Below are 15,329 nucleotides of genomic sequence, written 5' to 3'. Positions count from 1 at the left end.
TCCCTCCGACAACCGATCCCTGCGGGGTCAGTTCTTCCCGATGGCCTTCAGAACACGGTCAAGGCTCTTGCCCTGGACCGAGGTCGGCGGCGCGCTTTTGACGGCGTTGTAATAGGCCGCCGGGTCGTAGACCGGAATGCCGAGGTTCAGGTGGTCGACAGTCAGAAGACCCATAGAGGCCAGAAGTGAATAGTTTGCTACCTGAAGATTGGCGACGGCCGTGATCCGGCTGGAGCGCGCGTCCAGAAGCGACTGTTCCGCGTTCAGCACATCCAGCGTCGTCCGCGCGCCCAGCTTCGCCTCTTCGCGCACACCGTCATAGGCGATGGTCGCGGCCGAGATCTGGCGATCGGTGGCCGAAATCTGCGCCCGCGCGACCGAGATGTCGGCCCAGGAATTGGCGACGTTCTGGGCGATGATCACGCTGGATTGCTGCAAGCCCGCGCGGGCCTGTTCGCGCTGCGCGATGGCCTTGCGGTGGACCGAGGACAGCTTGCCCCCGGCATAGATCGGCTGCTGCAACTGGATGCCGACGGAAGACGCATTTATGCCGTTGTCATCGCGCGCCAGCGAGGCGTCGGCGGACACCGTCGGCAGCCGCTGCGCGGCGCCAAGCGCGACGCCAAGATCGGCAGCGGCGACCTGATGCTGCGCCTGAAGGATGCTGGGATGGCTGCGCATGGCGATGCCCTGCGCCTCGGTGACCGATTTCGGCAGCGGCGGGACCTTCGGCGCGATGGCCAGCGCGCCGGGGTAATGCCCGGTCACGGCCTTGTAGCTTTCCCGCGCCGCCGCCAGCTGCCCCTGCGCGGCGGCAAGACCGGCGCGCGCGGCGGCAAGCTGGGCCTGCGCCAGCGCGACGTCGGTGCGCGTCACCTCGCCCACGTCGAACTGGTCCTGCGTGGCCTTCAGCGTTTCTTCCAGCACGCGGACGGAGTTGTCGTTGATCGACACGTTCTCGATCGCCGAACGGACGCCGAAATAGGCCTGCACGGCGCCCAGAAGGACGCTTTGTTCGACCGAGACCAGCGCCTCGCGCGTGGCAAGCACGGTTTCCTTGGCAATGTCGACGCCCAGCCGGTTGCGACCGCTGTCAAAGAGCGTCATCGAGGCGCTGAGCGCGATGGTGGCGCTGAGATTATCGCGCCCCATGGCGACCGGGTCAGTATAGCCCGCATTGGCAACGAAGGCGAGAACCGGGCGCAGGGCGGACACGGCGGAGGCCACATCCTCATCCGCGGCGCGCAGCACGGCGCGGTTCTGCTCAAGCAGGTTGGAGTTCTTGTAGGCAGAGATCAGCGCATCGGCCAGCGTCTCGGCCGAGGCGGTCAGCGGGGCAAGGCACGTCAGGGCAAGAAGACCGGCGGCGACAAGTCTTTTTCCGGGCGCAGTTTTCATCTTGGCGTACCTCACTCTGGCCGCGGACCGTTTCGGCGCGACCGTTCTGAATTCCTAAAGGACGAAGGCCGGGGCCTTGGCGAAGCCCGGCAGGACCGGGGCCGAGGCGGTGAAGGCATAGCGCCAGGTCACCACGCCGTCGATCTTGTAGCCGACGCGGGCGACGCCCAGCGCGCCGTCCATGAACAGGCAGGCGATGCGGCCGCCTTCCTTCAACTGCGCCTCGATAGCGGCCGGGACGGCTTCGGCCGCGCCCTCGACCACGATCACGTCATAGGGGCCGTGCTTGGCGGCGCCTTCGTTCAGCGGCGCCTCGATCACGGCGACGTTGTGGACATCCTCGCCCGCCAGACGCGCCTCGGCCTGGGCGGCCAGATCGCCGTCCTCCTCGACCGCGACGACGGCTTCGGCCATCCGGGCGATCACGGCGGAGGAATAGCCAAGCCCGCAGCCCAGATCGAGGACAAGGTCGGTGGGCTGGATGTCGAGCGCGTCGAGCATCTTCGACAGGGTCCGCGCCTCAAGGATCACCCGGCCCTGGCCAAGGTCGAGATTTCCGCCGACATAGGCGGCGGCGCGCAGGGCGGAGGGGACGAAGGCTTCGCGTTGGACGCTCAGCATCGCCTCGATGATCGGGAATTTCGTGACGTCGTTGGGGCGGACCTGCGTGTCCACCATCATCGTGCGCAGCGCGGCGAAGTCGGTCATGTCTGAACTCATGGGTTTGAATCCGGGCTGGCAACCTCTTGCCATAGAAAGATTGTGACGGCAACGGGCCAGACTGCGGCAATGCGCGCCACCGGGGAAAAGTGATCGTGCTTTGCCGGTCATTCGGGCGCCGCCGGGGCCGGTCGTTGCGAAGCGGGCCTGTTCGGCCTATCGAAGGGGGGCGGCGGCGAAAGGATCGGGGCGGTGGACGCAGGCAGCGGCACGGAACGGCGGGTGGAGGCGCCCCGCCCCTTCAAGACCCAGCTTCTGAAATGGGTCGGCAGCAAGCAGAAGATCGGGCATGAGATCGCCCGCCATTTCCCGCCCCGCTTCGGCGCCTATCACGAACCCTTCCTGGGGTCTGCCGGGGTGATGGCGGTGCTGGCCCCGCGCGAGGGCTACGGATCGGACACTTTCGCGCCGCTGATCGAGATATGGCAGGCGCTGGCGACGGAGCCGGAGCTGCTGAAGCGCTGGTATGCCGAGCGGTGGCACCTGTTCCACGCGGGTGATCGCGTCGCGGGCTATGAGGCGATCAAGGCCGCCTATAACGCCGCGCCGAACGGGGCGGATTTCCTGTTCCTGACGCGCAGTTGCTATGGCGGTGTGGTGCGGTTCCGCAAGTCGGACGGCTATATGTCCACCCCGGTCGGCGCCCATCCCCCGATCCGGCCCGAGGCCTTCGCCCGCCGCGTCGATCAGTGGCGCGCCCGGCTGGCGGGCTGCCGGTTCGAGCAGTTGGATTACCGCGAGGCAATGGCCCGCGCCCGGCCGGGCGACCTGATCTATTGCGACCCGCCCTATGCGCATTCGCAATCCATCCTTTACGGCGCGCAGGGGTTCGCGCTGGCCGAGTTGATGGAGACCATCGCCGCCTGCAAGGCGCGCGGCGTTCATGTCGCGCTTAGCATCGACGGCAGCAAGAAAAGCGGCCTTCGCCCCTGCGACATCCCCCTGCCCAGCGGGCTTTTCGCGCGGGAAATCATGCTGACGCTTGGCCGGTCGATGCTGCGGCGGTTCCAGATGGCGGGCCAAAGCTGCGAGGCCGAGGTGGTGCAGGACCGCCTGCTGCTGACCTGGTAGGGCCTTGCCGGGCGTCCGGGGTTTATGACTCTGCGCCATGATTTTCTGGCGGCATTGCGGTGGGCGGCCGAAAAGAGCCCTTCGCGGTCGCTCCCCCTGCCCGGAACCAAGGCGCGTCCCGCGCCGCCGAACAGCCCGCCCTACGCCCACCCGCGGTCGGGCAGTGCCCGGCAACGAAAAAGGGGCCCCGTCGCCGAGGCCCCTTTCCGTTTCCTTATAGCATTTCGGATTTACGCTGTATCAGAATTTGAACTTATTTCGTTCGAATTCTGATACTTACGTTCTCGACGCAAACCCGAAACGCTTTAGCGGAACGGCGTGATTACATCATGCCGCCCATGCCACCCATGCCGCCCATGTCGGGCATGCCGCCACCGGCCGCGCCCTTCGGCTCCGGCTTGTCGGCAACCATGGCTTCGGTGGTGATCAGCAGACCGGCGACCGAGGCCGCGTCTTCCAGAGCGGTCCGGGTGACCTTGGCCGGGTCGATGACGCCGAACTTGAACATGTCGCCATATTCTTCGGTCTGGGCGTTGAAGCCGAAGTTCTTGTCCTTCGACTCGCGGATCTTGCCCGCGACGACGGCGCCGTCGACGCCCGCGTTCTCGGCGATCTGGCGCAGCGGCGCTTCCAGCGCCTTGCGGACGATCGCGATCCCGGCTTCCTGGTCGGAGTTGGCACCCGTCAGGCCGTCAAGCGCCTTGCCGGCCTGCACGAGGGCAACGCCGCCACCGACGATGACGCCTTCCTGAACCGCCGCACGGGTCGCGTTCAGCGCGTCGTCGACGCGGTCCTTGCGCTCTTTCACTTCCACTTCGGTCATGCCGCCGACCTTGATGACGGCAACGCCGCCGGCCAGTTTCGCGACACGTTCCTGAAGCTTCTCGCGGTCGTAGTCCGAGGTGGTTTCCTCGATCTGCGTGCGGATCTGGCCAACGCGGGCTTCGATCTCGGACTTCTCACCGGCGCCGTCGACGATGGTGGTGTTGTCCTTGTTGATCGAAACCTTCTTGGCGCGGCCGAGCATGTCGAGGCCGACATTCTCAAGCTTCATGCCGAGGTCTTCGGAGATGACCTGGCCGCCGGTCAGGATCGCGATGTCCTGAAGCATGGCCTTGCGGCGATCGCCGAAGCCCGGCGCCTTGACGGCGGCGATCTTCAGGCCGCCGCGCAGCTTGTTGACGACGAGCGTGGCAAGGGCTTCGCCTTCCACATCCTCGGCGACGATCAGCAGCGGTTTTTGCGACTGGATCACCGATTCCAGCAGCGGGACCATCGGCTGAAGCGAGGAGAGTTTCTTCTCGTGCAGCAGGATGTAGCAGTCCTCGAGGTCCGCGATCATCTTGTCGGGGTTGGTCACGAAGTAGGGCGACAGGTAGCCGCGGTCGAACTGCATGCCTTCGACGACTTCGGTTTCCGTCTCAAGACCCTTGTTCTCTTCGACGGTGATAACGCCTTCGTTGCCGACCTTCTGCATCGCATCGGCGATCTGGCGGCCGATCTCGGCCTCGCCATTGGCGGAAATGGTGCCGACCTGCGCAACTTCGGCGCTGTCGTTGACCGGGCGGGCGGCGGCCTTGATCGCCTCGACGACCTTGGCGGTCGCCATGTCGATGCCGCGCTTGAGGTCCATCGGGTTCATCCCGGCGGCAACCGACTTCATGCCTTCCTTGACGATGGCCTGGGCCAGAACCGTCGCGGTGGTGGTGCCGTCACCGGCCTCATCGTTGGTGCGGGAAGCGACTTCCTTCACCATCTGCGCGCCCATGTTCTCGAACTTGTCGCCCAGCTCGATTTCCTTGGCGACGGTCACGCCGTCCTTGGTGATGCGCGGGGCGCCGAACGACTTGTCGATCACGACGTTGCGGCCTTTCGGGCCGAGGGTCACCTTCACCGCATCGGCGAGGATGTTGACGCCGCGCAGCATGCGGTCACGGGCATCGGTGTTGAACTTGACGTCCTTAGCAGCCATGTTGGCTTCTCCTGAATGTCTTGGTTTCGTTAGGGAAAAGGCAGCCTCAGGCGATGATGCCGAGGATGTCGCTTTCCTTCATGATCAGCATCTCGGTGCCGTCGACGGTCACTTCCGTGCCCGACCACTTGCCGAAGAGGATGCGGTCGCCGGCCTTGACCGACGGCGCGATCAGCTCGCCGGAATCTTTCCGCGCGCCTTCACCGACCGCGACGACTTCGCCCTCGGCGGGCTTTTCCTTGGCGCTGTCGGGGATGATCAGACCGCCCTTGGTCTTTTCGTCGCTTTCCACGCGCTTGACCAGCACGCGGTCATGAAGCGGTTTGAATGCCATCTGGTTCACTCCCATGGGTATCCAGTTTATCTCTCGTTAGCACTCACTGGCGGCGAGTGCTAACGGAGGGTAGTTAGGGGGCGGGCAGAGCCGAGTCAACACCCCGCCCGCCACAAAATCGCCCCGCCCGCGCCTTGGCGGCAGGCGGCGGAGGGGGCAGAAAGGGCAAGCGTTCCGGCCGCTGGTGGAGGATGTCATGCTGAAAAAGATCGCGATTGCCCTTCTGTGGCTGTGGCCCGCCCTGCCGGGCATGGCCGCCTGCACCGGGCAGGACATCGTGCCGGGCCTGCCCGCCGGGGACCGCGCGGCGCTTGACGCGCAGATCGACGCGACACCCTTCGGGCGCGGCAATGCCTGGCGCGCCACGCGCGGCACCGCCGTGGTGGACATCGTCGGGACCTATCATTTCGACGACCCGCGCCATGAAGAGGTGATGGCCGCGCTGCGCCCGCGGATCGACACCGCCGCCGCCGTGCTGGTCGAGGCCGGGCCGAGCGAGATGGAAGAACTGAAATCCGACATGCTGACCAAGCCGGAGCTGATGTTCGTCATGAAAGGCGCCACCCTGCCCGAGATGATGACGGAGGCGGACTGGCAGGACCTGTCGGGCGCGCTGGCCAAGCGCGGGATGCCCGCGATCTTCGCCGCCAAGCTTCAGCCCTGGTATGCGACCATGCTGCTGGCCGCGCCGCCCTGCATGATGCCGGAACTGGAAACGGGGGAGACGAACGGCCTTGACGCCCGCGTCATCTCGCGCGCTTTGGACCGTCAGATCCCGATCCTGGCGCTTGAACCCTATGACGCCGCCTTCGAACGGTTCCGCGCCATGGCGCCCGAAGTTCAGGTAGAGATGCTGCGCATGTCGCTGCTGATGGACGATGACGCCGAGGATATGCTCGCCACCCTGTCGCGCGCCTATTTCGACGAGGATGCGCGGCTGGTCTGGGACCTTGGCCGGATGATGGCGGAAAAGACACCCGGCCTCGATCAGGATCAGGTCGACCGGGTCTATGCGATGATGGAGGACACGCTGATGATCCAGCGCAACGAAAGCTGGATACCGGTGATCGAGGAGGCGACGAACCGCGGCCGCCTGTTCGTGGCCTTCGGCGCGCTGCACCTGTCGGGCGAAAAGGGCGTGCTGGCGCTTTTGCGCGACAAGGGGTTCCGCGTCGAACCGATCCCCTTCCGCTGATCGGGCCGGGCGTGGGGCGTTTCCGCGCTGCGGCGTGGTGACATTCCCCGAAGCCCTGATTATAAGGCCCGCGACCTTAATTCGTTCAGCGGAACCCTGACCCATGATCAAAGTCTTTGGCCACAAATCCCCCGACACCGATTCCACCGGCTCGCCCATCATCTGGGCCTGGTACCTGACCGAGCATCGCAAGCAGCCCGCCGAGGCGAAGCTCTTGGGAGAACCGAACACCGAAGCGGCCTTTGTCCTGAAGAAATGGGACCTGCCGAAGCCCGAGATCATTTCCGGCATCGCGGCGGGCGACAAGGTCGTCATCGTCGACACCAACAACCCGGCCGAACTGCCCGACGGTATCAACGATGCCGACATCATCCAGATCATCGACCACCACAAGCTGACCGGCGGGATCGAGACCAAGGGGCCGATCGACATCACCATCAAGCCGCTGGCCTGCACCGCGACCATCATGCACAACCTGATGGGCGAGAACGCCGCCAAGATGCCGCGCGGGATCAAGGGCGCGATGCTGTCCTGCATCCTGTCCGACACGCTGGAATTCCGTTCGCCCACGACCACCGAACAGGACAAGGCGTTGGCGCTTGACCTGGCCAGGGACCTTGGCATCGACGTCGCGGCCTATGCCGCCGAGCTGTTCGAGGCGAAGTCGGACGTTGGCGCGTTCTCCGACGCGGAGCTGCTGCGGATGGATTCGAAGGAATACAACGTCGCGGGCAAGGAGCTGCGCGTCTCGGTTCTGGAGACCACCGCGCCGAAGCTGATCCTTGATCGCAAGGACAGCCTGATGACGTCGATGGAGGCCGTGGCGAAAGAAGACGGCGCCGATCAGGTGCTTCTTTTCGTCGTGGACATCCTGAAGGAAGAGGCGACGCTGCTGGTGCCGAACGATCTGGTCAAGCAGATGGCCGAGGCCTCGTTCGGCGCGACCGTCACCGGCGATACCGTCGTCCTTCCGGGCGTGATGAGCCGCAAGAAGCAGATCATCCCGGCGCTGAAGCTCTGATCCGGTCCCCCGCTTCCCGCAAGGCGCCTTCGGGCGCCTTTGCTTTTTTCCGACCGCACGAGGCCAACGATGACCCGGATCATCCCGTCGCTTGCCGACATATCGGACCCCTACGACACGCTTTATTGCGACCTCTGGGGCTGCCTTCACAACGGTCGCGCCCCCTACCCCGCCGCCGTCGCGGCGCTTCAGGCGTTTCGCGCCAAGGGCGGACGGGTGGTTCTGCTGACCAACGCGCCGCGTCCGCAGGCGGGCGTGCGGGCGCAGCTTGACCGGCTGGGCGTGCCGCAGGACGCCTGGGACCTGATCGCGTCGTCGGGCGATGCCGCGCAGGCGGGGCTTTTCGGCGGCATGGTCGGGCGGCGGGTCTATCACCTTGGCCCGGCGAAGGATGATGGCTTCTTCACCGACATTCCGGCAGAATTCGCCGATGCCCCGGCGATCACCCGCGTACCGCTGGAAGAGGCCGAGGGCATCGTCTGCACCGGCCCCTTCGACGATCTGACCGAAACGCCCGAGGATTACCGGGCGACCTTCCTTTACGCCAAGGCCAAGGGGTTGAAGCTGCTTTGCTCCAACCCCGATCTGGTCGTCGATTACGGCGACCGCCGGATCTATTGCGCGGGCGCGCTGGCCGCGCTTTACGACGAGATGGGGGGCGAAAGCCTGTATTTCGGCAAGCCGCATCCGCCGATCTACGACCTTGCCCGGCGGCGCGTGATCGCGGCGGGGTTCGATTTCGACCCGGCCCGCACGCTGGCGGTGGGCGACGGTATCGGCACCGACATTCAGGGCGGTCTGGGCGAAGGGATCGACACGCTTTTCGTCACCGGCGGGCTGGCGGTCGAAGCGTTCGGGCCGGATGTCGAGGCGCCCGAAGCGGGGCTTCTGCGGGACTGGCTGGACGACCGGCAGATCACGCCGACCTATGCCATCGGCCGGCTGAGATAGCCGAAACATCCCGGCAATATTGTTGCCACAAGAGAAGCCATTCGGCAAATAAGTTGCGCGCCCGATTGCGCGCAGCGGATTCAAGGGTTATGCTGCACTGCAACATGACTGCCATGGATTCGCGATGATGCTCGACAACCTGCCGCGTGGAACGATCTGTATCGAGGATCTGGAAGTGGGGATGACCCGCTATCTCCAGAAGACGATCACCGACCGCGACATCGAGATGTTCGCCGAGGTCTCGACCGACCGCAATCCGGTGCATCTGGACGACGACTATGCCCGCGACACGATCTTCGAGGGCCGCATCGCCCACGGGATGCTGACCGCCGCGCTGATCTCGGCGGTGATCGGCGAACAGCTTCCGGGCCATGGCACCGTCTATCTGGGCCAAAGCCTCAAGTTCATGGCCCCCGTCCGCCCCGGCGATACCGTCTATGCCGAGGTCAAGGTCGCGGCCATCGACCATGCCCGCCGCCGGGTGACCCTTGAAACCCATTGCGCCGTGGGCGATACGGTCGTTCTGAAAGGCGAAGCGCTGGTTCTGGCGCCCAGCCGCAAGTTCGACTGATCTTCGGCGGGGGCGTCCGCCAGACGGGGGCAGATGCGCATTTTCAGGGACTGGCGGGGATTGACGGCCGCGGATCGCGGCGCATCCGTCGCGATGGGCAATTTCGATGGCGTGCATCTTGGCCATCAGGCGGTGATCGACCTTGCCCGTCAGCCGGACGCACCCCTTGGCATCATCACGTTCGAACCCCATCCGCGCGAATTCTTCGCCCCCGACGCGCCACCCTTCCGCCTGATGAACGCCGAGGCGCGCACCCACCGGCTTGAGAAGCTGGGGGTGAAGCGGCTTTATGAGCTTCCCTTCACCGCCGCGCTGGCCGGGATGGAGGCCGAGGATTTCGTGGCCAAGGTTCTGGTCGGCGGCCTTGGCATCGCCCATGTCACCGTCGGCGCGGATTTCTGCTTTGGCAAGGGCCGCAAGGGTACGGTGGACACGCTGCGCCGGATGGGGGCCGATCTGGGCTTTGGCGTCACCATCGCAAAGCTTGTCGCCCTTGACGGGACGGAGATTTCGTCAACCGCGATCCGCACCGCGCTGGCCGAGGGCCGCCCGCGCGACGCGGCGCATATGCTTGGCCACTGGCACCGGATCGAGGGCGCGGTGCAGCATGGCGACAAGCGCGGCAAGGGGCTTGGCTTTCCGACCGCCAATATGGGCGTCGGCGGGCTTCACCTGCCGAAACTTGGCGTCTACGCGGTGAAGGTCGATATCCTGACCGGCCCGCACAAGGGAACGCATAACGGCGCGGCCAGCCTTGGGGTCAGGCCGATGTTCGGGGAAAACCAGCCCAACCTCGAAACCTATATCTTCGATTTTGGCGACGACCTTTACGGCCAGCACCTGTCCGTCGCGCTGGTGGATTATCTGCGGCCAGAGATGAAGTTCGACGGGCTGGATGCGCTGGTCGCCCAGATGAACGCCGATTGCGACCGGGCGCGGGCGATCCTCGCCGGTCTTTGACCCCCTTCCCTTTCCACCCTCACAGGGGCAATGTCGCCGCCGATGAAAGACCCGATCCCCCGCGACGGCCTCAGGCCCGGTTTCTGGAAGCGCCCGCTGAACACGCTGACCCCGCGTGAGTGGGAGGCGCTTTGCGACGGCTGCGGCAAATGCTGCCTGAACAAGCTTGAGGATGCCGATACGGGTCAGGTCTTCTTCACCCGCATCGCCTGCCGGCTTCTCGACGACGAAACCTGCCGCTGCGGCCAGTATGAGGAACGCAAGCGCTTCGTCCCCGAATGCGTCGTGCTGACGCCGAAGACCATCGCCAAGGTCGCCTACTGGATGCCCTCCACCTGCGCCTATCGGCTGCGCCATGAGGGCAGGCCGCTTTACGACTGGCATCCGTTGATCTCCGGCCGCGCGGAAAGCGTGCATGAGGCGGGGGAATCCATTCGCGGCTGGACCCTGCCGGAATACGAGATCCCGGAAGAAGACTGGGAAGACCACATCATCGAGGATCTGTGACCGGGGCCAGCCCCGCCTGACCCCTTCGCTTTTCTGCGACAGCCCCGGAAATTCGGCGCATGCCATATTGGCCCGCCGCCCGCCGCGCCCTATAAGGCGGCGCGAGCCGGAAAGGATGGCCCCATGCGCAAGGCGAAGATCGAGCGGAAGACCGCGGAAACCAGCGTCTCGGTCGAGGTCAACCTCGACGGGACGGGCCGCTATTCGAACGAAACCGGCGTCGGCTTCTTCGACCACATGCTTGACCAGCTGTCGCGCCATTCGCTGATCGACCTGACCGTGCGCGCCAAGGGCGACCTGCATATCGACGACCACCACACGGTCGAGGATACCGGCATCGCGCTGGGTCAGGCGCTGGTGAAGGCGCTTGGCGACAAGAAGGGCATCCGCCGCTACGGCCATTTCACGCTGGCGATGGACGACGCGCAGGTGGCCTGCGCGCTCGACCTCTCCGGGCGGCCCTACCTTGTCTGGACCCTCGCTTTCCCGACCGCCAAGATCGGCACATTCGACACCGAGCTGGTGCGGGAGTTCTTTCAGGCCGTGTCGACCCATGGCGGCATCACGCTGCATGTGGACCTGAACCACGGCCTCAACAGCCACCACATCGCCGAGGCCGCGTTCAAGGCGCTGGCCAAGGCGCTGCGCATGGCCGTCGAACCCGACCCCCGCAGCGATGCGCTGCCCTCGACCAAGGGCGCGCTCTGATCCGATGCTGACGGTCCTGATCGACTACGACAGCGGTAACCTGCATTCCGCCGAAAAGGCGTTTCAGCGGATGGCGGCGGAAACCGATGCGGGCAAGGTCATCGTGACCTCGCGGGCCGAGGATGTGGCGCGCGCCGACCGGATCGTGCTGCCCGGCGACGGCGCCTTCCCTGCCTGCCGCGCCGCCCTTGACGCCGTGCCCGGCATGACCGAGGCGATTGCCGAGGCAGTGACGCGCCGCGCGGTGCCGTTCCTTGGCATCTGCATCGGGATGCAGATGCTGGCCACGCGCGGGCATGAATACCGCGACACCGACGGCTTTGGCTGGATCGGCGGCGACGTGGTGCATATCGACCCCGCCGACCCGGCGTTGAAAGTGCCGCATATGGGGTGGAACGACCTTGTGATCGACCATGCCCACCCGGTCCTTCTGGGCATCGAGACCGGAGCGCATGCCTATTTCGTGCATTCCTACCATTTCCGCGTCGCCGACCCGGCCGAGCGGCTGGCGCATTGCGACTATGGCGGCGACATCACCGCCATCGTCGGGCAGGGCAACATCGTCGGCACCCAGTTCCACCCCGAGAAAAGCCAGGCGACGGGCCTGAAGCTCATCGCCAACTTCCTGGCGTGGAAGCCGTGACTACTGCGCCCGCTGCCAGGTCTGCTTCGAACAGATAAGCCCGCCCGCCACGCAGCCCGCCAGTTTCATGGAATTGCCGTTCAACTGGATCTTCCCGGTATAGATCTTGTCGTTCGACGGCCGCCAGACTTTGCCCGCATAGGCCCCGTCACCCTTGGGCGCCATGTCGATCACCAGCGTCTTGCCAAGGTTCGGGGACTTGTATTCCCCGCTGGCGTTGAAGGTCTTCGAGATGACGCCGCAGTAGTTCGGGCCGCAAGGCGACATCTTCACCAGCGCGTATGAGCCGTCATCAGGTTCCGTCTTCCAGACCCCTTCGATCGGATCGGCCATGGCGGCGGTGGCGCCAAACGCGAGAGCGGCCGCGAAAAGCATCGTCTTCATTGGTCATGTCCTCCCTGACATCTCGCCCGGATCATCCGCGACAAGGCCCCCCTTCGTCCAGCGTGACGTGACGTTGGCCCCGCCTTTGCATTCCTCCCCCGCCTGTGGCATGAGGCGCGCAAACGGAGACCCGCCCATGATCCTCTACCCCGCCATCGACCTCAAGGACGGCCAGTGCGTTCGGCTTCTGCACGGAGAGATGGACAAGGCTACCGTCTTCGGCAACGACCCCGCAGCGCAGGCGGCAAAGTTTCAGGCGGCGGGCTGCGACTGGCTGCACCTTGTCGACCTGAACGGCGCCTTCGCCGGCGCCCCGGTCAACGCCGCCGCGGTCGAGGCGATCCTGTCGCGCGTGACCGTGCCTTGCCAGCTCGGCGGCGGCATCCGCGACATGGCGACGATCGAGGGGTGGCTGTCCAAGGGCCTTTCCCGCGTCATCCTCGGCACTGTCGCGGTGGAAAATCCCGCGCTGGTGCGCGAGGCCGCCGCCGCCTTCCCCGGCAAGGTCGCGGTCGGCATCGACGCACGGAACGGCCGCGTGGCCACGAAGGGCTGGGCCGAGGAGACCGACATCCTCGTCACCGACCTCGCGCAAAGCTTCGAGGATGCGGGCGTCGCCGCGATCATCTATACCGACATCCTGCGTGACGGCGCGATGCAGGGGCCCAACATCAAGGCGACCGAGGCGCTGGCCCGCGCCGTGACCATCCCCGTCATCGCCTCGGGCGGCGTCGCCTCGCTCGCCGATCTCACCGCGCTGCGCGACACCGGCGTGATCGCGGGCGCGATCTCGGGCCGGGCGCTCTATGACGGGGCGATTGACCTGGCCGAGGCTCTCAAGGCCCTCGCCGCCTGATCTTCTTCGTTGTCCCAATACTCCGGGAGGGTCCGGGAGGGCAGCGCCCTCCTGGCGCGTCGGCCGAGGCAAAGCCCGAGGCCGAAACCCCTTCCCCGCCCGCACGTCCCGCGCTAGGAACGCGCAAGGAAAGGTGCCGCCCATGCTGAAAACCCGCATCATCCCCTGCCTCGACGTCGCCGACGGGCGCGTGGTCAAGGGCGTGAACTTCGTCAACCTGATCGACGCGGGCGACCCGGTGGAGGCCGCCAAGGCCTATGACGCGGCGGGCGCGGATGAGCTTTGCTTTCTCGACATCCACGCGACGCATGAGAACCGCAGCACGATGTATGATCTCGTTACCCGCACCGCCGAACAGTGCTACATCCCGCTCACCGTCGGCGGCGGGGTGCGCAGCCATGAGGATGTGCGCGCCCTTCTCCTTGCGGGTGCCGACAAGGTCAGCTTCAACTCCGCCGCCGTCGCCGACCCGGATGTCGTGGCCGGGGCCGCCGACCGTTTCGGCAGCCAGTGCATCGTGGTGGCCATCGACGCCAAGACCGTGGAACCGGGCCGGTGGGAGATCTTCACCCATGGCGGGCGCAAATCCGCCGGCATCGACGCGGTGGAGTTCGCCCGCACCGTCGCCGCCAAGGGCGCGGGAGAGATCCTTCTGACCTCGATGGACCGCGACGGGACGCGGGCGGGGTTCAACCTGCCCCTGACCCGCGCCATCGCCGATGCGGTCGACATTCCCGTCATCGCGTCGGGTGGCGTCGGCACGCTCGACCACCTCGTCGAGGGGATCACAATGGGCCACGCCTCTGCCGTCCTCGCCGCCTCGATCTTTCATTTTGGCGATTTCACGATCCGCGAGGCCAAGGAACATATGGCCCGCGCGGGCATTCCGATGAGGTTGACATGACCACCCTCCACACCCTCGCCGCCACCATCGCCGCCCGCAAGGGGGCCGACCCGGAGACCTCCTGGACCGCGAAGCTCCTCTCCAAGGGCCCGGAGAAATGCGCCGAGAAGTTCGGGGAAGAGGCGGTCGAGGCGATCATCGAGGCGGTGAAGGGCGACCGGGCGCGGCTGACGGCCGAGGCGGCGGACGTGCTTTACCACCTGCTCGTCATGCTCGCCGCCCGCGACGTGACGCTGGCGGACGTGGAGGCGGAGCTGGCGCGGCGCGAAGGCACCTCGGGCATCGCGGAAAAGGCGGCACGCTGAGCAAGGCGTTGCGCTTCTCCCCGGCGCGTCCTATTGGACGGGGATCGGGATTTCGAAGGGGTCCGAAGGATGAGCATCGACAAGGAAAGCGACATCGCGGCCAATCTCCAGATCGGCCCCACCTCGCTTGGCATGGTGCGGATCTATGTCGAGGCCGAGGGGTTTGAACTGCCGCTCGATTTCGACCCCGAGGAGGCCGAGGAGATCGCCGAAGAACTGCGCGCCGCCGCCGATGCTGCCCGCAACATGGGCGGTGCCAAGGGGCCTAGGCAACGGAAGTGACGCCGGGATCGCGCAAGCCCTGAAGGCGCAGCGCGGCATGGCGGGCGAATTTCTGCGTGATGACCTTGCGCCGGGCGCCTGCCAGCGGGGTCGCAGGCCCCATCCGAAGGATCTCCGCGCCGTACCCGTCGGCCATGATCAGCCCCGTCTCCGGTGGCAGCAGATGGATCGGGAATTCGGTATCGACCGCCCAGAAGAAGCGGTCCGCCCATTCCAGATAGCCCTGCCACTTGCGGTCCGAGATATAGTCGGTCCGGCTCGACTTGCATTCCACGATCCAGATTTCGCCCTTCGGCCCCAGCGCCATGACATCGACGCGCAGGCCCGCGCAGGGGACCAGTTCCTCGACCGTGGCGAAGCCATGGTCAAGAAGGTGGCGGCAGACGCCGCGTGCAAGAAGCTGGCCGGGCATGAGGTCGGGAAGCATGGGCGGACTATGAACATAAAGTGAACACATGTCCAGCCCATGCATGCGGCGCGTCCCGTCGGCGCGCGAACTGGCATCGCCCATACGCAGACAATCGGCCTGGTGCCCGCAACCCGGCAC

General features: G+C 65.9%; 19 protein-coding genes. 13 read left to right on the top strand and 6 right to left on the bottom strand.

Going from position 1 to position 15,329, the window contains the following annotated elements; genetic code table 11:
- Positions 1-27: 27 nt before the first annotated feature.
- Both LX70_RS06565 and LX70_RS06560 read right to left on the bottom strand, forming a co-directional pair.
- Positions 28-1,398, bottom strand: coding sequence for a TolC family outer membrane protein (locus LX70_RS06565; protein WP_105513764.1), 1,371 nt, complete (start codon positions 1,396-1,398; stop codon positions 28-30).
- Positions 1,399-1,452: 54 nt separating this feature from the next.
- Entirely contained in the window at positions 1,453-2,106 is a 654-nt protein-coding gene (locus LX70_RS06560; protein WP_105514152.1) for a protein-L-isoaspartate O-methyltransferase family protein, read from the bottom strand.
- A gap of 204 nt (positions 2,107-2,310) precedes the next feature.
- Here LX70_RS06560 and LX70_RS06555 point away from each other — a divergent pair, with 204 nt between their 5' ends.
- Positions 2,311-3,189 (top strand): DNA adenine methylase, encoded by an 879-nt coding sequence (locus tag LX70_RS06555; RefSeq protein ID WP_105513763.1) that lies wholly within the window; start codon positions 2,311-2,313, stop codon positions 3,187-3,189.
- Between the two features lie 322 nt (positions 3,190-3,511).
- Here the strand turns inward: LX70_RS06555 and groL are convergent, their stop codons facing one another.
- Both groL and groES read right to left on the bottom strand, forming a co-directional pair.
- Positions 3,512-5,161: a chaperonin GroEL gene (gene groL / locus LX70_RS06550; protein WP_105513762.1), complete on the bottom strand. Its 1,650-nt coding sequence runs from the start codon at positions 5,159-5,161 to the stop codon at positions 3,512-3,514.
- 46 nt (positions 5,162-5,207) lie between these two features.
- Positions 5,208-5,495, bottom strand: coding sequence for a co-chaperone GroES (gene groES, locus LX70_RS06545; protein WP_105513761.1), 288 nt, complete (start codon positions 5,493-5,495; stop codon positions 5,208-5,210).
- Between the two features lie 196 nt (positions 5,496-5,691).
- Here groES and LX70_RS06540 point away from each other — a divergent pair, with 196 nt between their 5' ends.
- The 8 genes from LX70_RS06540 (at position 5,692) to hisH (ending at position 12,051) form a co-directional block, all read left to right on the top strand.
- Positions 5,692-6,690: a TraB/GumN family protein gene (locus tag LX70_RS06540; RefSeq protein WP_105513760.1), complete on the top strand. Its 999-nt coding sequence runs from the start codon at positions 5,692-5,694 to the stop codon at positions 6,688-6,690.
- A gap of 103 nt (positions 6,691-6,793) precedes the next feature.
- Positions 6,794-7,711, top strand: a complete 918-nt coding sequence (locus tag LX70_RS06535; RefSeq protein WP_105513759.1) for a manganese-dependent inorganic pyrophosphatase — start codon at positions 6,794-6,796, stop codon at positions 7,709-7,711.
- Positions 7,712-7,780: 69 nt separating this feature from the next.
- On the top strand, positions 7,781-8,662 hold the full coding sequence (locus LX70_RS06530; protein WP_105513758.1) for a TIGR01459 family HAD-type hydrolase: 882 nt from the start codon (positions 7,781-7,783) through the stop codon (positions 8,660-8,662).
- 127 nt (positions 8,663-8,789) lie between these two features.
- Positions 8,790-9,233 carry a MaoC family dehydratase gene (locus LX70_RS06525; RefSeq protein WP_105514151.1) on the top strand — a complete coding sequence of 148 codons (444 nt, stop codon included), beginning with the start codon at positions 8,790-8,792 and terminating at the stop codon, positions 9,231-9,233.
- Positions 9,234-9,266: 33 nt separating this feature from the next.
- Positions 9,267-10,193: a bifunctional riboflavin kinase/FAD synthetase gene (locus LX70_RS06520; RefSeq protein ID WP_105513757.1), complete on the top strand. Its 927-nt coding sequence runs from the start codon at positions 9,267-9,269 to the stop codon at positions 10,191-10,193.
- Between the two features lie 42 nt (positions 10,194-10,235).
- A complete protein-coding gene (locus LX70_RS06515) occupies positions 10,236-10,700 on the top strand; it encodes a YcgN family cysteine cluster protein (RefSeq protein ID WP_105514150.1) in 465 nt (154 codons plus the stop codon).
- 123 nt (positions 10,701-10,823) lie between these two features.
- A complete protein-coding gene (gene hisB / locus LX70_RS06510) occupies positions 10,824-11,408 on the top strand; it encodes an imidazoleglycerol-phosphate dehydratase HisB (protein ID WP_105513756.1) in 585 nt (194 codons plus the stop codon).
- 4 nt (positions 11,409-11,412) lie between these two features.
- On the top strand, positions 11,413-12,051 hold the full coding sequence (hisH, locus tag LX70_RS06505) for an imidazole glycerol phosphate synthase subunit HisH (RefSeq protein ID WP_105513755.1): 639 nt from the start codon (positions 11,413-11,415) through the stop codon (positions 12,049-12,051).
- Here hisH and LX70_RS06500 read toward each other — a convergent pair whose 3' ends face one another.
- The gene (locus LX70_RS06500) at positions 12,052-12,435 is read right to left on the bottom strand and encodes a DUF2147 domain-containing protein (RefSeq protein ID WP_105513754.1); all 384 of its coding nucleotides are present in this window, start codon (positions 12,433-12,435) and stop codon (positions 12,052-12,054) included.
- A gap of 136 nt (positions 12,436-12,571) precedes the next feature.
- Here LX70_RS06500 and hisA point away from each other — a divergent pair, with 136 nt between their 5' ends.
- From hisA to LX70_RS06480, 4 genes are all read left to right on the top strand, one after another.
- Entirely contained in the window at positions 12,572-13,291 is a 720-nt protein-coding gene (gene hisA / locus LX70_RS06495; RefSeq protein WP_105513753.1) for a 1-(5-phosphoribosyl)-5-[(5-phosphoribosylamino)methylideneamino]imidazole-4-carboxamide isomerase, read from the top strand.
- 142 nt (positions 13,292-13,433) lie between these two features.
- On the top strand, positions 13,434-14,195 hold the full coding sequence (hisF, locus tag LX70_RS06490; RefSeq protein ID WP_105513752.1) for an imidazole glycerol phosphate synthase subunit HisF: 762 nt from the start codon (positions 13,434-13,436) through the stop codon (positions 14,193-14,195).
- On the top strand, positions 14,192-14,500 hold the full coding sequence (locus LX70_RS06485) for a phosphoribosyl-ATP diphosphatase (RefSeq protein ID WP_105513751.1): 309 nt from the start codon (positions 14,192-14,194) through the stop codon (positions 14,498-14,500). The genes hisF and LX70_RS06485 overlap by 4 nt, the downstream gene beginning before the upstream one ends.
- Before the next feature lie 69 nt (positions 14,501-14,569).
- Positions 14,570-14,782: a DUF6324 family protein gene (locus LX70_RS06480; protein ID WP_105513750.1), complete on the top strand. Its 213-nt coding sequence runs from the start codon at positions 14,570-14,572 to the stop codon at positions 14,780-14,782.
- Here the strand turns inward: LX70_RS06480 and LX70_RS06475 are convergent.
- Positions 14,766-15,209, bottom strand: a complete 444-nt coding sequence (locus LX70_RS06475) for an MmcB family DNA repair protein (RefSeq protein ID WP_105514149.1) — start codon at positions 15,207-15,209, stop codon at positions 14,766-14,768. The two genes, LX70_RS06480 and LX70_RS06475, sit on opposite strands and share 17 nt — an antisense overlap.
- Positions 15,210-15,329 lie beyond the last annotated feature (120 nt).

Source organism: Albidovulum denitrificans (genome assembly GCF_002973535.1).
Taxonomy (GTDB): Bacteria; Pseudomonadota; Alphaproteobacteria; order Rhodobacterales; family Rhodobacteraceae; genus Albidovulum; species Albidovulum denitrificans.
This window is presented reverse-complemented; position numbering and strand designations above follow the sequence as displayed.